The 17,769-nt window shown below is 68.7% G+C and carries 15 protein-coding genes; 4 read left to right on the top strand and 11 right to left on the bottom strand.

Annotated elements, in window-relative coordinates; translation table 11 throughout:
• Positions 1 to 95 precede the first annotated feature (95 nt).
• The 3 genes from ACSSVZ_RS04075 to ACSSVZ_RS04085 are packed head-to-tail and all read right to left on the bottom strand — an operon-like array spanning position 96 to position 2,583.
• Positions 96 to 1,154 (bottom strand): 4-oxalomesaconate tautomerase, encoded by a 1,059-nt coding sequence (locus tag ACSSVZ_RS04075; protein WP_453968449.1) that lies wholly within the window; start codon positions 1,152 to 1,154, stop codon positions 96 to 98.
• Between the two features lie 8 nt (positions 1,155 to 1,162).
• Complete coding sequence (locus tag ACSSVZ_RS04080; protein ID WP_453968450.1) at positions 1,163 to 1,855, bottom strand: 4-carboxy-4-hydroxy-2-oxoadipate aldolase/oxaloacetate decarboxylase; 693 nt, start codon at positions 1,853 to 1,855, stop codon at positions 1,163 to 1,165.
• On the bottom strand, positions 1,855 to 2,583 hold the full coding sequence (locus ACSSVZ_RS04085; protein ID WP_453968451.1) for a PIG-L deacetylase family protein: 729 nt from the start codon (positions 2,581 to 2,583) through the stop codon (positions 1,855 to 1,857). Before ACSSVZ_RS04085 ends, ACSSVZ_RS04080 begins: the two co-directional genes overlap by 1 nt.
• 414 nt (positions 2,584 to 2,997) lie before the next feature.
• Here ACSSVZ_RS04085 and ACSSVZ_RS04090 point away from each other — a divergent pair, with 414 nt between their 5' ends.
• Positions 2,998 to 3,828 carry a sulfite exporter TauE/SafE family protein gene (locus tag ACSSVZ_RS04090; protein WP_453968452.1) on the top strand — a complete coding sequence of 277 codons (831 nt, stop codon included), beginning with the start codon at positions 2,998 to 3,000 and terminating at the stop codon, positions 3,826 to 3,828.
• Between the two features lie 149 nt (positions 3,829 to 3,977).
• Here ACSSVZ_RS04090 and ACSSVZ_RS04095 read toward each other — a convergent pair whose 3' ends face one another.
• On the bottom strand, positions 3,978 to 6,353 hold the full coding sequence (locus tag ACSSVZ_RS04095; protein WP_453968453.1) for a mechanosensitive ion channel domain-containing protein: 2,376 nt from the start codon (positions 6,351 to 6,353) through the stop codon (positions 3,978 to 3,980).
• A 313-nt stretch (positions 6,354 to 6,666) separates the two neighbouring features.
• Between ACSSVZ_RS04095 and ACSSVZ_RS04100 the strand changes: the two genes are divergently transcribed.
• The 3 genes from ACSSVZ_RS04100 (at position 6,667) to ACSSVZ_RS04110 (ending at position 9,382) form a co-directional block, all read left to right on the top strand.
• On the top strand, positions 6,667 to 7,098 hold the full coding sequence (locus ACSSVZ_RS04100; protein WP_453968454.1) for a hypothetical protein: 432 nt from the start codon (positions 6,667 to 6,669) through the stop codon (positions 7,096 to 7,098).
• Between the two features lie 143 nt (positions 7,099 to 7,241).
• Complete coding sequence (locus ACSSVZ_RS04105; RefSeq protein WP_453968456.1) at positions 7,242 to 7,742, top strand: copper chaperone PCu(A)C; 501 nt, start codon at positions 7,242 to 7,244, stop codon at positions 7,740 to 7,742.
• A 158-nt stretch (positions 7,743 to 7,900) separates the two neighbouring features.
• Positions 7,901 to 9,382, top strand: a complete 1,482-nt coding sequence (locus ACSSVZ_RS04110; protein ID WP_453968457.1) for a methyl-accepting chemotaxis protein — start codon at positions 7,901 to 7,903, stop codon at positions 9,380 to 9,382.
• 152 nt (positions 9,383 to 9,534) lie between these two features.
• Here the strand turns inward: ACSSVZ_RS04110 and ACSSVZ_RS04115 are convergent, their stop codons facing one another.
• The 7 genes from ACSSVZ_RS04115 to ACSSVZ_RS04145 all read right to left on the bottom strand — a co-directional run bounded on the left by ACSSVZ_RS04115 (position 9,535) and on the right by ACSSVZ_RS04145 (position 17,759).
• Positions 9,535 to 11,127: a serine hydrolase gene (locus tag ACSSVZ_RS04115; protein ID WP_453968458.1), complete on the bottom strand. Its 1,593-nt coding sequence runs from the start codon at positions 11,125 to 11,127 to the stop codon at positions 9,535 to 9,537.
• A gap of 110 nt (positions 11,128 to 11,237) precedes the next feature.
• Entirely contained in the window at positions 11,238 to 12,821 is a 1,584-nt protein-coding gene (locus tag ACSSVZ_RS04120) for a serine hydrolase (RefSeq protein ID WP_453968459.1), read from the bottom strand.
• Between the two features lie 197 nt (positions 12,822 to 13,018).
• Entirely contained in the window at positions 13,019 to 14,281 is a 1,263-nt protein-coding gene (locus ACSSVZ_RS04125; protein WP_453968461.1) for an amidase family protein, read from the bottom strand.
• On the bottom strand, positions 14,265 to 15,092 hold the full coding sequence (locus tag ACSSVZ_RS04130) for an ABC transporter ATP-binding protein (RefSeq protein ID WP_453968462.1): 828 nt from the start codon (positions 15,090 to 15,092) through the stop codon (positions 14,265 to 14,267). The genes ACSSVZ_RS04125 and ACSSVZ_RS04130 overlap by 17 nt, the downstream gene beginning before the upstream one ends.
• Positions 15,093 to 15,103: 11 nt before the next feature.
• Entirely contained in the window at positions 15,104 to 15,859 is a 756-nt protein-coding gene (locus ACSSVZ_RS04135) for an ABC transporter permease (RefSeq protein WP_453968463.1), read from the bottom strand.
• 61 nt (positions 15,860 to 15,920) lie between these two features.
• Positions 15,921 to 16,880: an ABC transporter substrate-binding protein gene (locus ACSSVZ_RS04140; RefSeq protein WP_453968464.1), complete on the bottom strand. Its 960-nt coding sequence runs from the start codon at positions 16,878 to 16,880 to the stop codon at positions 15,921 to 15,923.
• A 117-nt stretch (positions 16,881 to 16,997) separates the two neighbouring features.
• Complete coding sequence (locus ACSSVZ_RS04145; RefSeq protein ID WP_453968465.1) at positions 16,998 to 17,759, bottom strand: IclR family transcriptional regulator; 762 nt, start codon at positions 17,757 to 17,759, stop codon at positions 16,998 to 17,000.
• Positions 17,760 to 17,769: the final 10 nt, after the last annotated feature.

Consider the following 17,769-nt stretch of genomic DNA (forward strand, 5'->3'; position numbering starts at 1 on the left):
ATGCGGCGAAGACTAGTGCCGCGCGCTGATTCTGTCGCGGCCCACGTTCGCAGATCCGATCCTCCCGACCGCAAGAGCACTTTTCCTGGGAATTGCTAGCCGAACACCGTCCCGTCCATGAGCTTGCGGGCGGTGCGCAGGACGCCGGCGGACTGGACCTGGCCGGCATCGTCCATCGTCGCGATGACGGTGAACTCGCCGGTCGGGTGCTCGATGGAGAGCGACTTCTCCCGGCCGTCCGGCACGCTGGCGATGCGCGCGGCGGGGCCGTCGTCGAGCAGGCAGGCGGTGCCGACCGACACCGCGCCGAGCACGCCGATCGCCTTGTGGGCGCGGTGCGGGATGAAGGTGCGGGTGGAGATGCAGCCGCCATCGGTCGCCGGCGAGACCAGCGTCATCTTCGGCACCGACTTTTCGCTGACGTCACCGAGGTTCATCATCGGCCCGACGGCGAGGCGGATCTTTTCCACCCGCGCCCGCAGATCCTCGTTCGCCTCCAGCTCCGCCGGGGTCTCGTCGCCGGTGAGGCCGAAGTCGGCGGCGGCGAGGATGACGCACGGCATGCCGTTGTCGATCAGCGTCACCTCGACGCCCTCGACCGTATCCACGGCGTTGCCGGTGGGCAGCAGCGCCCCGCAGGTGGAGCCGGCGGTGTCCTCGAAGACGATGCCCATCGGCGCGGAGGTGCCGGGCACGCCGTCGATGCGGGCCTCACCCTCATAGGTGACGCGGCCGCCGGGGGTTTCCACCGTGGCCACCGCGATCTGGCTGGTGTTCTCCATGAAGATGCGGACGTCGGTCTTGTCGCCCGCCGCCTCCACGAGACCCCGCTCCAGCGCGAACGGCCCGACGCCGGCGAGGATGTTGCCGCAGTTCTGGCTGTCGGAGACCAGCGCCTGGTCGACGAAGACCTGCAGGAACAGGTAGTCGACGTCGACGCCCTCGCGCTCCGACTTCGAGATCACCGCGACCTTGGAGGTGAGCGGGTCGGCCCCGCCCATCCCGTCGATCTGGCGGTCGTCGGGCGAGCCCATGATGCGGAGCAGGAAGCGGTCCCGCGCGGCCGGATCGGCCGGCAGGTCGTCCTTCAGGAAGTAGCCGCCCTTGGAGGTGCCGCCCCGCATCCACATGCAGGGCACGCCGGTCTCAGCCATGATGCCTCTCAGACATATTTCAGGCCCTTGGCCGCGAGCTGCTCGCGCATGCCGTAGATGTCGAGGCCGAGTTCGCCGGCCTCGAAACGGGCCCGCTTCTCGGCCTCGTTCGCCTCGCGTGCCTTCGCCTTCTTCAGCACGTCCGCCGCCTCTTCGCGGCGGACCACGCAGACGCCGTCATCGTCGGCGACGATCACGTCGCCCGGGTTGACCAGTTCGCCGGCGCAGACGACCGGCACGTTGACCGAGCCGAGCGTCTCCTTGACCGTCCCCTGGGCGAAAACCGCCTTCGACCAGACCGGGAATCCCATTTCGGTCAGGTCGCGCGTGTCGCGCACGCCGGCATCGATCACCAGCCCCTTGCAGCCGCGCACCTTGGCGGACGTCGCCAGAAGGTCGCCGAAATAGCCGGCATCGGACGGCGATGTGGGCGCGAGGACGAGGATGTCGCCGGCCTTGAGCTGCTCGATGGCGACATGGACCATCCAGTTGTCGCAGGGCGGCGCCGAGATCGTCACCGCAGAGGCCGCCAGGCGCGCTCCGGGATAGATCGGCCGCATGTAGGCGGCGAGCAGGCCCTTGCGGCCCTGCGCCTCGTGCACGGTCGCCACGCCGCATGCGCCGAGCCCGTCGATCACCGCCTGGTCGGCGCGCTCGATGGTCTGGACGACGATGCCGGATTGTGTGGTCGAGCCGGCCATCACAGCGTGTCCACGGTGCGGGGGAAGACCGACTGGAAGGCCTCGGCGTAGCGGGAGTCGCGGCCGCCGGACTGGCCGCCGGAGTTGCGGCGGAAGTGGTTGGCGCGGTTCTCGGCGACGTTCTCGTAGAAGTGCCAGAGATGCTCCTGGCCCTGCATGCACTGGATCGCCGCCCACTTCTTGTCCCACACCTCGGTGATGTCGAGGATGGTGTCCGGCTTCCATTCCATCTGCTCGGTCTGGTGCGGCTCGAACAGGTAGAGCTGCGGCGCGCCGAGCACCTTCTGACCAGGGTTGTGGCCCCAGGCCTGGGCGATCATGCGGCAGGTGAGCGCGAAGTCGGTCGTGTACATGTGGTCCGTGTTGTACGGGTCCCACTTGGAGTGGCTCATCATGAAGGCCGGCTGGACGGCGCGGATGACGTCGACCATCCGGTCCTGGGTCTCGCGGCCGAGATCGAGCGGGTAGTCGCCGACGTCGAAGAACTGGATGTCGTGGACGTCGAGCGCGGCGGCGGCGTTCTCGGCCTCCTTGCGGCGCTCGGCCTTCACCTTCTCCAGCGTCATGCCCTCCTGCTTCCACAGCTTGGCGCTCTCGCCGCGCTCGCCATAGGAGAGGCAAACCACGGTGACCTCGTAGCCCTGCTTCTGGTGGAGCGCGATGGCGCCGCCGCACCGCCAGACGAAGTCGGCGGAATGGGCGCTGATGACGAGCGCGGTCTTGCTCATGGAAGAACTCCTGGCTGGATGTCGAAACGAGGGGCCCGGGCGGAGCGCGAGGCGGCGCGGCCGTGCGGCCGCCGGCGTCCCGGCGCGATCCTCCCGTGTGTCTTTTCTTTTCCGGGCGAACAATAGGGGCTCGGGCGGCGTTGCCCAAATTCGAAGCCGCGGACGAACATAAGCTCCATGCACAGATGCGGCGGCATGGCCGCCCGATGTCGCACCTTCCCCAGAATACCGATATTTGCTAGCTCAGAGCACCCGGCGGCTTCACGCCTTCGGACCGACCCGCCGATCGCCGACCGTCATCGGCCGCCGATCCCTCGATTTCCGCCGGACCGCCGAGGCCTCCCCCGACGCGGACCACCGGCATTGCGCCCAGGCCGTCGGCGACGACCGGGCGACGCTTGCGAAAAGGCCGTCATGACAATCGATGGATACTCCACCGCCCTCCTGATCCAGCTCGTGGTCGGGCTGATCGCCACCGGCGTCGTCGCCGGGATCCTGGCCGGACTGCTCGGCGTGGGCGGCGGCATCGTCATCGTGCCGGTGCTGTTCTGGATCATGACGACGCTGCATTTCGACCCGGCGATCGCCATGCCGATCGCCGTCGCCACGTCGCTCCTGACGATCATTCCGACCTCGATCTCCTCGATGCGCGCCCACAACAAGCGCGGCGCCGTCGATATCAGCCTGCTGAAGCTGTGGGGACCGGCGGTGGCCGTCGGCGCGCTCCTCGGCGGCGGTCTGTCGAAGGTCATCGACGGCGAGGGCCTGCTGTTCATCTTCGGCATCATCGCGCTCGCCGTGTCGGTGAACATGGCGATCCCGAAGACGCTGGTGATCAGCGACCAGCTGCCGAAGAACAGCTGGGTGAACCGGGCGATCGCCTTCGTGATCGGCCTGTTCTCGTCGCTGATGGGCATCGGCGGCGGCACGCTCTCGGTGCCGACGCTGTCGTCGTTCTCGTTCCCGATCCACAAGGCGGTGGGCACCGCCTCGGCGATCGGCCTGCTGATCGCGGTGCCGGGCGTCCTCGGCTTCATCTGGTCGGGGATGGGCGTCGACGGGCGGCCGCCGCTGTCGCTCGGCTACATCAGCGTGCCGGCGGCGATCGTCATCTTCCCGGTGACGTTCCTGTGCGCGCCGATCGGCGCCGGCCTCGCCCACCGGCTCAATCAGCGCTACCTGAAGCTCGCCTTCGCGGTCTTCCTGGCGCTGACGGCGGTGAAGATGCTGTCCTCGGCGCTCTGAGGCGCCGGGCCGGTTTTCCTTTTTCCGGATTTGCCGGGTCTCTCCCCCGCAAACCCGGACGGAAAACCGGTTCCCACTTTTCCTGGGTTTGCCGGTTCATTCCCCGCAAACCCGGACGGAAAACCGGTTCCCACTTTTCCTGGGTTTGCTCAGCGACCGCCGTCGGCGTCGGGGCCGTCCTGGTTGGACGGCGTGATCGGCCCCTTGCGGGGCTCCTCGACGACGCCTTCCTCGACCGGCGCATCGGCGGTCTCGGACGCCTCCTCCGCGGCCGTTTCCGGCAGCGCCGTCCGGGACGCGCGCTCGTTGAGCACCCGCATCGGCGGCGCGTTGCCGGCCTTGTCCTCGCCCATGTAGAGCGTGACGTGGGGGAACGGGATCTCGATGCCGCGGGCGTCGAACACCTCCTTGATGATCTCGTTGTAGGCGCGGCCGACGCCCCACTGGCTGCCCGGCGGCGTCTTGATGCGGGCCCGCACGACGACGGAGGAGTCGGCGAACTGGGTGACGCCGTGCATCTCCAGGTCGCCGATGATGCTCTCCCCGTGCTCGGTCGCCTTCAGCATGTCGAAGGCGTCGTGCATCGCCTGCTTCACGTCGGGGATGTTCTCGCGGTAGGCGACGCCGATCTCCGCCACGTGGAAGGAGAAGCCCTTCATGTAGTTGGAGACGGCGTCGACGGAGGAGAACGGCACGATGTGCAGCGTGCCGTCGAGCGAGCGCAGCGACACCGAGCGGATCGACAGCCGTTCGACGACGCCGGTGATGCCGCCGGCCCCGACGACGTCGCCGGTGTTCATGGCGTTCTCGAACTGGATGAACACGCCGGTGACGACGTCCTGCACCATCTTCTGGGCGCCGAACGAGAAGGCCAGCGAGAGCACGCCGACGGAGGCGAGCAGCGGGCCGATGTTCACCCCGATCTCCGACAGCACCAGCATGAACAGGATCACGCACAGGATGATCGTGAAGGCGTTCTTCAGGAGCGACAGGAGCGTCGTCTCGCGCGCCGTCGGCGCCCGCCCGTAGGACGGGTTGAGCCGGTACTCGATCCACGAGGTGACGGCGAGATAGATGCCGCCGCCGATGGCCAGCACGATCACCACCGACATGATCCGGCCGATGAAGCCCTGGCCGTCCTCCGACACCATCCAGTCGAACACCTTGAGCAGGTTCCAGGCGTCGGCGATCGCCAGCAGGACCACCACCAGCACCACCAGCCGCACCACCTTGAGGACCGTCGGCACGAAGGCGTTGAGGCGCGTCTCCAGCAGCGGCAGCCGCTCCTTGACGTCCGCCGGCAGCCGCAGGCCCAGCGAGATCGCCTTGGAGATGAAGGCGGTGACGAGGACGCCCACGACGATGGCGATGAGCGATTCCACCGTGGCGCGCAGCATGAACGGCAGCGCCTCGATCGGATTGACCAGCCACACGATGAAGAAGGCGATCAGGTAGAGGATGGTGATCTGGTGCCAGTGGTTGCCCAGGAAGGCGAAGAAGCGGCCGAGCGCGTCGGTCTTGCCCGCCTCCATCCGCCGATGCAGGAAGCCGCGCACGCGCGTCTTGTTCTGCAGCACGATCAGGATCGTCATGACGATCGCCGTCAGCACGAACAGCACCTTCAGCGCGTCCGCGAAGCGCGGGGTGATCTCGGAAGCCGCCACCGGCACGACGAAGAGCAGGCCGTAGCCGACCAGGCTGATCACCCGGCTGAGCCAGAAGTACCAGTAGGCCGCGCCGGTGTCGGCGAGCGGCACGAAGCGCAGCGAGGGAAAGCTCGGCATGAACAGCAGCCGGGCGACCAGCTTGATCGCCTCGATGACGATGAAGGCGTTGAGGAAGAGCGTCTGGTAGATGCTCATCTCGCCGCGCGTGCCGAAATAGAGCGAGAAGACGTAGCCGGCGAGCCAGGCCAGCACGACCGTCGCGGCTTCGACCAAGAGCGTCGGCACGAGATACATCACCCGGGCCGCCCAGCCCCTGCCTTCCGCGCGGCGCGCCAGCGTCCGGAGCAGGGCCCGGGCGAGGATGCGCAGCACCAGGAACGAGCCGAAGACGACGGCGATCGACAGGCAGAGATTGAGGACGGTGCGGCCGAACTTGGCCAGGTCGACCCCGCCGCCGCCGTCGAACGCGTCGCCGAGATCGGCGCCGACGCGGGTGAAGGCGGTGACCACCGTCGCCGCCTGGTTGGCGAGCGAGCGGGTGTATTCGGCGGCGAGCCGGGCGGGGCCCATGTCCTCCTCTTCGACCGCCGCTTCGGCGGCCGGAGCACCGGTCGCCGTCGTCTTCAGCTTGTTGATGAGCTCGGCCCGCGCCTCGTCGTTCTCCAGGATCTGGATCAGCGCGTCCACCGAGCCTGCCGCCGGCGCCTCCGTGCCGTCGGCCGGAGCGCCGCCTTCAGGCGCGCTCGCGGCGCTCTCGCCGCCCCCCGAACCGGTTCCCAGCGGAAGCCCCAGTTGCGCGGATGCTCCGCCTGCCGTGAGGAAGAAGGAGAGGAGGAGAGCAACCAGAAAACTGCGCATGCGACACCCGGATCAGAGACGACAGACGTGATGGTTCGGCAGAACGGCAGACACGGGCGAAAGGGTCGCAAATGGAACAGGGGTCTGTCCACGGCCCATTCGCCCTCGGCATTCCCGGACGACGCCGAAGCGGCCCGGCCGGGAAATACTCAAGCAGTCGATTCCGGAGAGATTTCCTGCCGACCAGGTGGCCCCACCCGACCCGAAATGCCTCCAGCCTGCCGGTGTTTTGCCAGACGCATCGGCGGATTTCCACCCGCCGCGGCGATCCGCGCCGGGACACCATGGCGCAGGATCCCCCCGATCGGCCGCCATGGCGCCTGCAATCCAGGTCGGCTATCACCATCCGATGCGCACCATTCGGCTTCTGATGGCGGACCGGGGTCTGGGCGGAGCAATCGTCTCGCTCATCGCCTATCTCGTCGTGCTTCAGGGGCTGGTCGGCGCGGTGGCGAACGGCGCGATGGCGGGGACCCCTGCCTCTGCGGGGACGGTCCTGTGCTCGGGCCGCGTCGTGCCCGCCGGCGACGACGGGACCGCACCCGCCGCCGGCCATGCGCCCTGCTGCATGGCGCTCTGCCGGGCCGCGTGCCTGACCGGCGCCTGCCTGCCGCCGGCCCCCTCCGGCGGGCTCGACGCCGCAGCCGGCGCAGCCGCCGTGCCGATGGCCGAAGCGGTCATCGCCGGGGGCCCGCGCACCTTGCGCCTCCTGCCCCACGCCCGCGCGCCCCCAGCCCACGCGTGATCCGGCGCGCCGCCCGCGATCCGCGACGAGGCCGCCCGCCCCCTGCAGTGCTGCGCGCCGATCCCGACGGATCGGCGCCTTTCCATGATGCTGATCGGGACGCGACGGTGCACGGCACCCGTCCCGGAAATGGAGCCAAGTCCATGCGCAACCTCATCGCAGCCGTCGCTGCCACCCTCATCCTCGCCGCCGCCCCGGCCGCGGCCCACGACATCAAGGTCGGTGACCTGACGATCTCCACCCCCTGGACCCGGGCAACGCCCCCGGGGGCGGCCAACGGCGGCGGCTTCGTCACCATCACCAACACCGGCACCACCGACGACCGGCTGGTCGGCGCCGCCTCGCCGATCTCCAAGAAGGTCGAACTCCACACGATGGAGATGGCCGACGGCATCATGAAGATGCGGCCCGTCGAGGGCGGCATCCCGGTTCCGGCCGGTGAAACGGTGCAGCTCGCCCCCGGCGGCGAGCACATCATGTTCATGGGCCTCGACGCGCCGATCGAGGCGGGCAGCCTCGTGCCGGTCACGCTGACCTTCGAGAAGGCCGGCTCCGTCGAGCTGGAGATGACCGCGACTCCTCCCGGCGCCCCGGCGCCCGACGGCGACGGCCACGACCACGGCATGAAGATGCCGAAGGACTAAAGCCTCACCGCCCGCATCCCCGTCCGGATCGGATCGACCCGGACGGGGCCTGCCCGGCAGCGCACGGGCTGGCAGCGGCATGCCTCTCGGGCCGCAACGTCGGCGCAAGCTTCGATACGTAGAGATACGGATCCGCTGCATCACGAGAGTGCATCATCATGTTCCGTCTCCTGCCGAACGCCGACGCTGACCGTGTGCTTGCCGCACTCGACAAGTCCCTTGCCATCATCGAGTTTTCGCCCGAGGGAGTTATCCTGCGCGCAAACACCAACTTCCTCGATCTGATGGGCTATCAGCTGGACGAGGTCGTCGGACGGCACCACGAGATCTTCATCGGCAAGGCCTACGCGGAAAGCGCGGAGTATCAGACCTTCTGGGCAGACCTGCGCGCCAATGCGTTCAAGTCGGCGGAATTCCAGCGCTTCGGCAAGAACGGCAAGGAAGTCTGGCTCCGGGCCACCTACAACCCCGTGACGAGCGGCAACAAGGTGGTGAAGGTGGTCAAGGTGGCCGCCGACGTCACCGAGCAGACGATGCACACCGCCTTGCTCGAGGGCCAGATCGCCGCGATTTCGCGATCGCAGGCGATCATCCGCTTCGGGGTGGACGGGACGATCCTCGACGCCAACGACAACTTTCTCAAGACGATGGGCTATGCGCACGACGAGATCGTCGGCAAGCACCACTCCATGTTCGTCGAGCCGGCGTTCCGCGAGAGCGTCGAGTATCACCAGTTCTGGGAAGCGCTGGCGCGCGGCGAGTTCCAGGTCGCCGAATACAAGCGGATCGGCAAGGGCGGCCGAGAGGTCTGGATCCAGGCGTCCTACAACCCGATCCTCGACGCTGCCGGGCGGCCCGTCGGCGTGGTGAAGTTCGCCACCGACCTGACGGCCCAGGTCGCCGACCGGCGGCGCCGGGAAGCGCTCCAGAGCGACATCGATGCGGATCTCGGCCAGATCTCCCTTGAGATCACCGATGCGAGCCGCCAGGCGTCCACGGCGGCTTCCGCCTCCCAGCAGACGTCGGCGAACGTGCAGGCCGTCGCCTCCGGGGCCGAAGAACTGGCCGCCTCGGTCGCCGAGATCAGCCAGCAGGTCACCCACGCGCTGCGCATTTCCGAGGAGGCCGTCCATGAGGGAGACCGCACCAACACGATCGTCGGCGGACTGTCCGAAGCGGCCCAGCGCATCGGCGACATCGTCAACCTGATCAACAACATCGCCGCGCAGACCAACCTGCTCGCGCTCAACGCCACCATCGAAGCCGCGCGGGCCGGCGATGCCGGTCGCGGCTTCTCGGTCGTCGCCGCGGAGGTGAAGAACCTCGCCGGGCAGACGGCGAAGGCGACCGACGAGATCAGCGCGAACATCGCCGCCGTTCAGGGCACCACCCAGCAGGCCGTCGCCGCGCTGTCGGCCATCGGCCAGCGGATCACCGAGATCAACACCATCTCGGTCAGCATCGCCTCGGCGGTCGAGGAGCAGGCGGCGGTGACGCGCGACATGTCGATGAACATGCAGACCGCCTCGCAGGGCGTCGACACCATCATGGAGAACATGTCGGCCATCGCCGCCTCCACCCAGCAGGTGGACACCGCCACCCGTCAGGTGCGCCAGGCGTCGATGCAGCTGGCGTCCTGAGGCAGGGCGAGGACCGCGCGGCCCGCGGCGCCCGGGTTCCGCGTGGCCGTCAGCGCGCGAAAGGCGGCGTCTGGCCGGCGGCGGAATACGTCCCGAAATCGGCGAAGATGGCGTCCGTGGGCCGGGCCGTATCCGGTGTCCGAGCGGTCGGTTCAGCGCCGCTCGAAGGTGCCGAGACCGTTGCCGTCGTAAGCCTCGATGGTCATCGTGCGCGCCCGGGTCCCATCGATGTCGAACGTCACCGATGACACCGAGCCGACGATACCGTCGTCGGCGTCCGGATCGAAGGTGAAGGTATCGCCGTCCCAGTGGGTGAGCCGGAAGGTCCGCGCGGCCGGTCCGATCTTCAGGGTCAGCTGGCCGGCGCCGCCGGCGATCTCGGCCGGTCCGAAATAGGCGTTGTCGTAGGTGCCCAGCAGTGCCGCCGCATCGGCGGAGGGCGCCGGATCGGACGGCCGCGGCGCGCCGAACAGCGCCCCGCCGGGCGCCAGCATCTGGGTGAAGGCCCCGTTGAACAGCGCGTACCAGTCCCGTTCGACCGCCCCGGTCTGGACGAGGTCCTCGAACTGGCGGGCGATCGCCTCCGCGGTCCCGTTGGGCGCGGCATTGGTGAGCACCACCACCCCGACATCGGCCGACGGGATCAGCGAGAAGGCGGTTCCCGCGCCCACCGAGAAGGCTCCCGAGTGGCCGATCAGAAGGCGGCCGGAGGAGGAGATCGTCTGGGTGAAGCCGAACCCGTAGAAACGCGGCCGGCCGGCGATGGTGGCGGCCGGCGCGCTGACGATCTGCGGCTGCATCGCCATCCGCAGCGGTTCGGGAGCGACGATCTCGCGGCCCTCGTAGACGCCGTCCTGGAGGAGCATCGTCATCCAGCGGGCCAGATCGTTGACCGTCGACGAGACCCCGCCGGCCGGCGACTGCGCATCGGGCTGGCGAACGAACTTCGGCCGGTAGACGCCGTCGACCAGCACGTGCAGGGACGCCCGGTCCACATGCGCCGCGAAGTCGGCAAAGCGCCCGCTCGTCGATGTCATCCCCAGCGGGGCGAAGATCGCGCTCTCGGCAAGATCGGCCCACTCCTGCCCGGAGGCCGCGGCCACGGCTTCGGCACCGGCGGTCAGGCCGAAGTTGGCGTAGGCGTAGGTGTCGCGGAAGCTGGCGAGCGGCATCAGCCGCAGGCGTTCGAGGATCTCCCGACGGTCGAAGCCGAGGCCCTCTAGAAGATCCCCAGCCTGGCCGGGCAGGCCGGAGCGGTGGGCGAACATGTCGGCGACCGTGACGTGGCTCGTGACGTACGGATCGGACAGCTCGAACCACGGCAGGTGCGCGACCAGCGGCGTGTCCCAGCCCACATGGCCGACGCCGACTTCGTGCGCCACGACGGAGCCGCTGATGGACTTGGAGACCGAGGCCAACTGGAAGACGGTGTCGGCATCGACCCGGGCGTCCTCGCCGGCCTTGCGGACGCCGTAGCCCTTGGCGAAGACCGTCTTGCCGTCGCGCACCACCGCCACCGCGACGCCCGGTGTGCCGGATCGCGCCATCGCCTCGGTGACGATCCCGTCAAGGCGCTCGATGGCGGCCTCGATCTGCGCGGGGGTGATGGGTGCGACCGACGCCAGGTCCGGCGGCACGTCGTCGGCTCGGACGATCGAGGCGCCCCCGAACGCGACGAAGAGCGCGGCGCAGCCGGCAACGGCCATCCTGCGCGCGCCCATCCCCAAACCAGCAGCGCCCGTCATGGATCCTTCCCCCTGCTCCCATCCGGCAGCGCATGACGCCACCGGCATCCTGTCTCAAAGCGCGGCAGGCCCGCGCAGTGCTCCGGCGATCGGCCGGGAAGCGTTGCCGCTCAGTCGCGCGTGAACGTCCCGAGACCATTGCCGTTCAGAAACTCGATGGTGACCGACGTCGCCCGTTCGCGCGGCCCGGCGGGCGCGAACGTCAGCATCGACACCGAACCGTCCGGATTGTTCTCGTCACGCGGCTGCAGGACATAGGTCCGCCCGTCCCAGTAGGTGAGCGGATAGGTCATCGGCTTGGGCCCAAGCTTCACCACCAGCCCCTCGCCGCTGTCGGCGATCTCCATCGGTCCGAAGTACGCGCTTTCGTAGGTGCCGAGGAGCTGATCGTCCATGCCGGGGCCCGTCGGGTCGGCCGGCGGCTGCTTGCCCACCAGTTCGCCGACCGGATCCATCATCGGGGCAAAGCGCGGCGCATAGGCCGCAAACCAGTCCCGCTCGGGCTCGCCGAACTCGACCAGGTCCATGAACGTCCGCGAAACCGATTCCGCCGCGCCGACCGGCGAGCCGTTGGTCAGCACGCCGATGGCGATGTCGTCGAGGGGCAGCAGCATGTAGTTGGTGCCGGAGCCAAGCGCGAACGCGCCGGAGTGGCTGAGGACGACCCGGCCGGAGGCATCGACGCCGGTGCCGATGCCGTAGCCGTAGAGGCCCGGACGGGCGGCCGGCGACGGCATCGTGTCGCTCGGCATCTGGGCCTGGGTGGCCGGAAGCAGCGCCGCCTTCGGCACGATGTCCCCGCCTTCTTCCATCAGCATCGCCAGCCACTTGCCGAGATCGTTCGCCGACGCGCTCACGCCCCCCGCCGGCGCCTGCGGATCGGGCTGGCGGGCAACCGACGCCTGCCAGGTTCCACCAAGCTTTGCATGGCCGGGCGCGCGGTTCTCGCGCGTCACGAAATCATCGAACCGGAAGCTGGTGGAGGTCATGCCGAGCGGCTGGAAGATGGTCTCTTCGGCCAGCGTTTCCCAGTCAGTCCCGGCCGCCGCGGCGACCGCCTCGGCTCCGGCGGTGAGGCCGAAATTGGTGTAGGCATAGGTGTTGCGGAAGCTCGCGAGCGGCAGGTACTTCAGCCGCTTCAGAACCTCGTCGCGGTCGAAACCGATATCCTCCAGGTTGTCGCCGGCGTGAGGCGGCAGCCCCGAGCGATGGGCGAACATGTCGCCGACCGTGACATGGCTGGTCACGTAGGGGTCGGACAGCTCGAACCACGGCAGGTGCTGGACCAGCGGCGTGTCCCAGCTGACCAGCCCCTTGCCGACGGCATGGGCGACGACCGTCGCGCTGATGGACTTCGACAGCGAGGCGACCTGGAACACCGTGTCGGCATCGACCGTGGCATCCTCGCCGGCCTTGCGCACGCCGTAGCCCTTGGCGAACACGGTCTTGCCGTCGCGCACGACGACGACGGACATGCCGGGCAGGCCGGAGCGCCGGAAGATGTCGGCGGCGACGCCGTCGAGCGCATCGATCGCCCGCTCGATCTGGCCGTCGGGGATCGTCACGCCCGGCGCCATCGGCGGCGGCAGCGCGTCGTCCGCCCTCGCCTGCCCGCTGCCCGCGCACGCCAGCGCCAGCCCTGCGAAGAGGGCCGCGCCGACCGCGCGCCCGTCACCGATCCGATAGCCTGTCATCCGACCCGTCCCCCGCACGATTGATGTCCGGCCGTCGGCGCACAGCGGGCCGAAGCAATGACGACCGTAGTGCTCCCCTCCCGAGCCACCAACCGGAGACATTGGAAAAGACTGGAAAGTAGCGGCGCCGTTCAGAATTCCGCCGCCAGCCGGAAGCAGGCGCGGGTGCCGGGGTCCCGGCCGGTGCGACCGGCGATCTAGCCTCCGACCGATGGCGGCGCGTGGCCCGCGAGCCGTTCCGCCACGTCGAGCAGAATGTGATCGCGACCCCGCTTGGCGACGAGCTGGACGGCGAGCGGCAGGCGGATGCCATCGGGCATCTCCGCCGTCCCCCAGGGCAGGTTGAGGGCTGGCCAGCCGATCAGCGTGGCCAGGCGCTGGGGATCCCGCCGCCCGGTGCCCGAACCGATCTTCGGCGCCACGTCGATGATCGACGGCATCACCAGAACGGCATCATCGGGGACGGCCGCCTCCATCAGGGCGCGCACACGGTCCCGGGCGGCCAGCGCATCGGCAAGACCGCCTGCTCCGACCCGCGCGCCGGCGGCCTCCAGCGCGATCAGCGCCGCTGGCAGACGGTCGCCATGGCACCGGATCCAGTCCCCGTGGTTGGCGTGGATGCCGGCGACGAGCAGAGTGCGGAGGATCGCCTCTTCGTCACGGGCGACGCCATCGGGAAGCGTGGTCGCGGCGGCGCTCCAGCCGAGCCGTGCCGCCGCCGCGCGGACACCGTCGGCGATCGCCGGCCAGCCCGCCTCCGGCTCCATCTCGAAGCCCATGTCGGGAAAGAGCAGCTGGATGCCGCCGAGGCCCGGGACCGGATCCGGCGCCGGGTCGAACAGGGCGTAGGCGGCCCGGGCGGTCGCCACGTCCTTCGCCAGGAAGCCGACGTGGTCGAGCTCCGCCGACAGGCACATGCCGCCCTCGGTCGGCACCCGGCCGAAGGACGGCTTGAAGCCGACGACCCCGCAATAGGCGGCAGGGCGGACGATCGACCCGACCGTCTGGGTGCCGATGGCGAAGTCGACCGCGCCGATCGCCACCGCAGCCGCCGACCCGGCCGACGAGCCGCCCGGCGTGCGCGACAGGTCCCACGGGTTGCGTGTGCCGCTGTCGCCGGTGATCGCCAGGGCGGTCGAGCGGGTGGTGCCGACGCAGACGGCGCCGGCTGCGGCGATGCGGGAGACGACCGGCGCCGTGGTGTCCGCAATCCGATCCTTGAGGAGGTCGAGGCCCCAGGCGGCGCGCCGGCCGGCCTGATCGAGCACTTCCTTGACCGCGAAGGCGTGCCCGGAGAGCGGGCCGGCCGCGCCCGGCACCCCTTCCGGCGCGTCGAAGATCTCGCAGAAGGCGCCGACCTCGCGATCGAGTTCGCGCAGGCTGCCAGATGGTCGAAAGGCCGGCGACCGGGGCATGTCGGCGCCAGGGCGGATCACGCCCACATCAGTCTGCATGCCCATCCGATGCTTCCAGCTTGAAGGTTTTCGCCAATTCCTCGTCGAGGGACTCGAAGATCATCGCCTCGACATCGCGGAACCCCGGATCGTTGATCCGCCGCGGATAGGCAAGGTCGACCGCCTGGTCGCGCTTGATGCGGCCGGGCCTGGCGGTGAACACCACGACGCGGGTGGCGAGATAGACCGCCTCCTGGACGGAATGGGTGATGAACACCACCGTCTTGCGGTGCTTGCTCCAGATGTTGAGGAGCTGCTGTTGCAGGAACCGCCGCGTCAGCGCGTCGAGGGCGCCGAACGGCTCGTCCATCAGGATCAGCTTGGGATTGGTGGCGAAGGTGCGGGCGATCGCCACGCGCTGCTTCATGCCGCCCGAGAGCTGCTTGGGCGCCTTCATGGCGAAATCGCCGAGCCCGACGAGCTCGAGCCACTCCCGGGCGACGGCGCGCGCCTCCTCCCGGGAATGGGTCTTGCGCAGCCCGAACGCGACGTTGTCGAGAACCGAGAGCCACGGAAACAGCGCGTAGTCCTGGAACACCATGCCGCGCTGGATGTCGGGGCCGGAGATCGGCTCGCCGTCGACCAGGACGCGGCCGGCGGTGGGCTTGTCGAAGCCGCCGAGGATGTTCAGCAGTGTGCTCTTGCCGCAGCCCGACGGGCCGACGATGGCGACGAAATCGCCCTCGTTGATGGTCAGCGAAATGGGCTTGAGCGCTTCGACGAACTCCCCCTTGCCGTCGTAGAAATGCTTGCTCGTCTGGTCGATCTCGATCTGGGGAACGAGCACGCCGGCGGCCGCCTGGGATGTGGTTTGCATCGGATCGGCTCTCATTCGAAGCGGGTCAGGGCGAGCTTGAACAGGGAGTCCACCAGCACCCCGATGATCCCGATGACGATCATGCCCACGATGACGAGGTCCGACCGCAGGATCTCCATGCCATCGGAGATCAGGTAGCCGAGGCCGGAGTTCGCGGCGACGAGCTCCGCCGCGATGATCGCCGCCCAGCCGGTGCCGAAGGAGATGCGCAGGCCGACGAGGATGGACGGCAGCGAGGCCGGCAGCATGACGCGCCGGAACAGGTCGAACTGGGTGTCGCAGCCGAGCACCCGGCCGGCCCGGAGCAGCACCGGATCGATCCGCTTCACCCCGTCGACGGTGTTGAGCAGGATCGGGAAGAAGGTGGCGACGAAGATGATGAAGATCTTGCCGGACTCGCCGATGCCGAACCACAGGATGGCGAGCGGGATCCAGGCGAGCGGCGAGATCGGACGGAAGATCTCGACCACCGGGTTGATGAACCGCTCCGCCGCCCGGCTGCGCGCCATCACCACGCCGAGCGGAATGGCGATCACCGCCGACAGCAGCCAGGCCACCACCACGCGGGCGATCGACACCCAGGCGTTGGTCAGCAGGTCGCCGGACAGCAGCTCTTCCATGAAGGTGGCGCCGACGACCGACGGCGGCGGCAGGATCGTGACCGGCGGCGCCAGCACGGTGACGGCCATCTGCCAGACGAGGACGATGGCCAGCGCCGCCAGCAGGTAAGGCCCGACGGCAGCGAAGACCCGACGGGTCGCATGCATGGGGGAACTGGTCCTCACGGCTGCTGGCCGCCCCGCAAACGGGGCGGCCTGGGTGCCGAGATCACTCGGCATTCTTGGCCTTTTCCGCGAACGAGGCATCCACCTTCGGCGCATCCTCGGCGGTGAGGATCTCGGCGGACTTCAGGAAGGCCGTGTATTCCGCGACCGCCTTCTCGTCCGGCGTGATGTCGGCCGTGTAGACCGAGATGCCCTTGTTCAGGGAGTATTCGATCACCTGGCGCGGGAAGCCGATTTCCTTCTCCCACATGTCGATCGCCGTCTCCGGCTGCGACAGGATCAGCTTTTCCGCCTTGACCAGAGCATCGACCACGTCCTGGACGATTTCCGGGTGCGCCTCGATGAAGTCCTCGCGGATGTAGAAGCCGTTGCCGATGTAGTGGCCGTCCTTGATCGGCAGGATCGCCTTGGAGGTGAGCAGCACCTCGGCCGATCCGTCGGCGAGCGCCGAGGAGATGTGCGGATCCCAGGTCATGCCGGCATCGACCTGCTTGGAGGCGATCAGGCTGCCGACGTCGGAGCCCTTGGTCTTGAACAGCTCGACGTCGTCCTCGGTCATGCCGGCATCCGCCAGCGCCTTGATCAGCAGCGGATACTGCTGCGACCCGCGGCCCGGATAGGCGATCTTCTTGCCCTTCAGGTCGGCGACGGACTTAATCTCCGAACCGGTCGGCACGATAATTGCTGTCTGATCGAGGATGGTGATGGCCACCAGCTTGGCCGGGAGGCGGGCGGCCGCGACGATGGCGGGGCCCATTCCGGCACTGGCCATCTGGATGGCGCCGGCGGCCATCGCCTGGTTCTCCGGCGCGCCGTACGAGAAGTTCTGGAATTCGAAGGTGACGTCGTACTTCTTCTCGATGGGCGCCAGGAACCCGGCGGCCCGGGCAATGTAGATCGGCTGCGTGGCGGGCTGCACCCCGACACTGATCGTGTCCGCGGCCTGGCTTGCCGTGCCGCCGAAGGCAGACGCGGCGGCGATCGCAATCAGTAAGCGTCTCATTCGACCGATTCCCTCTTGTCGGTGGCTGCGCACGTCCGCAGCGCGGCGCGCGTCACGACCGAAATATTGCACCGCAAAAAGGGAACTGTCAAATTCCGGGACGACGTGTCCCGTTTTTCAGAATATCGCCGCTGCCATTTCCTCTGCAGCCGCCCGCATCTTCGGCAGGAAGCCCTTGGCCCGGTCGACCGACATGCGCGCCGTCGGCGCGTGCATGCCGAGGCCGGCGACGACCACGCCGGACGGATCGCGGATCGGCACGGCGATGGCGACGAGGCCCACGGCGTCCTCCTCCCGGTTGAGCGAGAAGTTGCGCACCCGGATTTCCTCAAACGCCAGGTCGAGCAGGACCGGATCGGTGATGGTGTTGTCGGTGAGCGGCCGGAGCTCGATGGAGGCGAGGATTTTCTGGCGCGAGCGGCTCTCGGCGAAGGCGAGCAGCAGCTTGCCGATCGCCGTGCAGTAGACGGGCACGCGGCTGCCCGGGCGCAACTGGACGCGCAGCGGCCATTCGCATTCGACCCGGTCGATGTAGACGATCTGGTTGCCGTCGATCATGCCGACGTTGCAGGTCTCGCCGATCTCTCCCACCAGGTTGGTGAGGATCTGGTGGGTGGCACTGGTCTGCTGGTAGCTGGACATGCAGCTGAGCGACAGCGAGCGCAGTCGGGGACCGACGCTGAAGCGGTCCGAGCCCGGCTCGCGGGAGACGAGCCCCAGCGCCTCGAGCTGGGTGACGAGCCGGTGGACGCTCTGGCGGGGAAGCCCGAGTTCGAGGGAAAGCTCCTGGACGCTGACCGGCCGCAGGTGACCGGAGATCGCCTCCAGAAGCTCCACACTCCGGGAAATGGCGGAGTTTGGCGGCGTCTGATTTTCCATTTATCGGGCT

It is taken from the genome of Amorphus sp. MBR-141, from assembly GCF_053628695.1.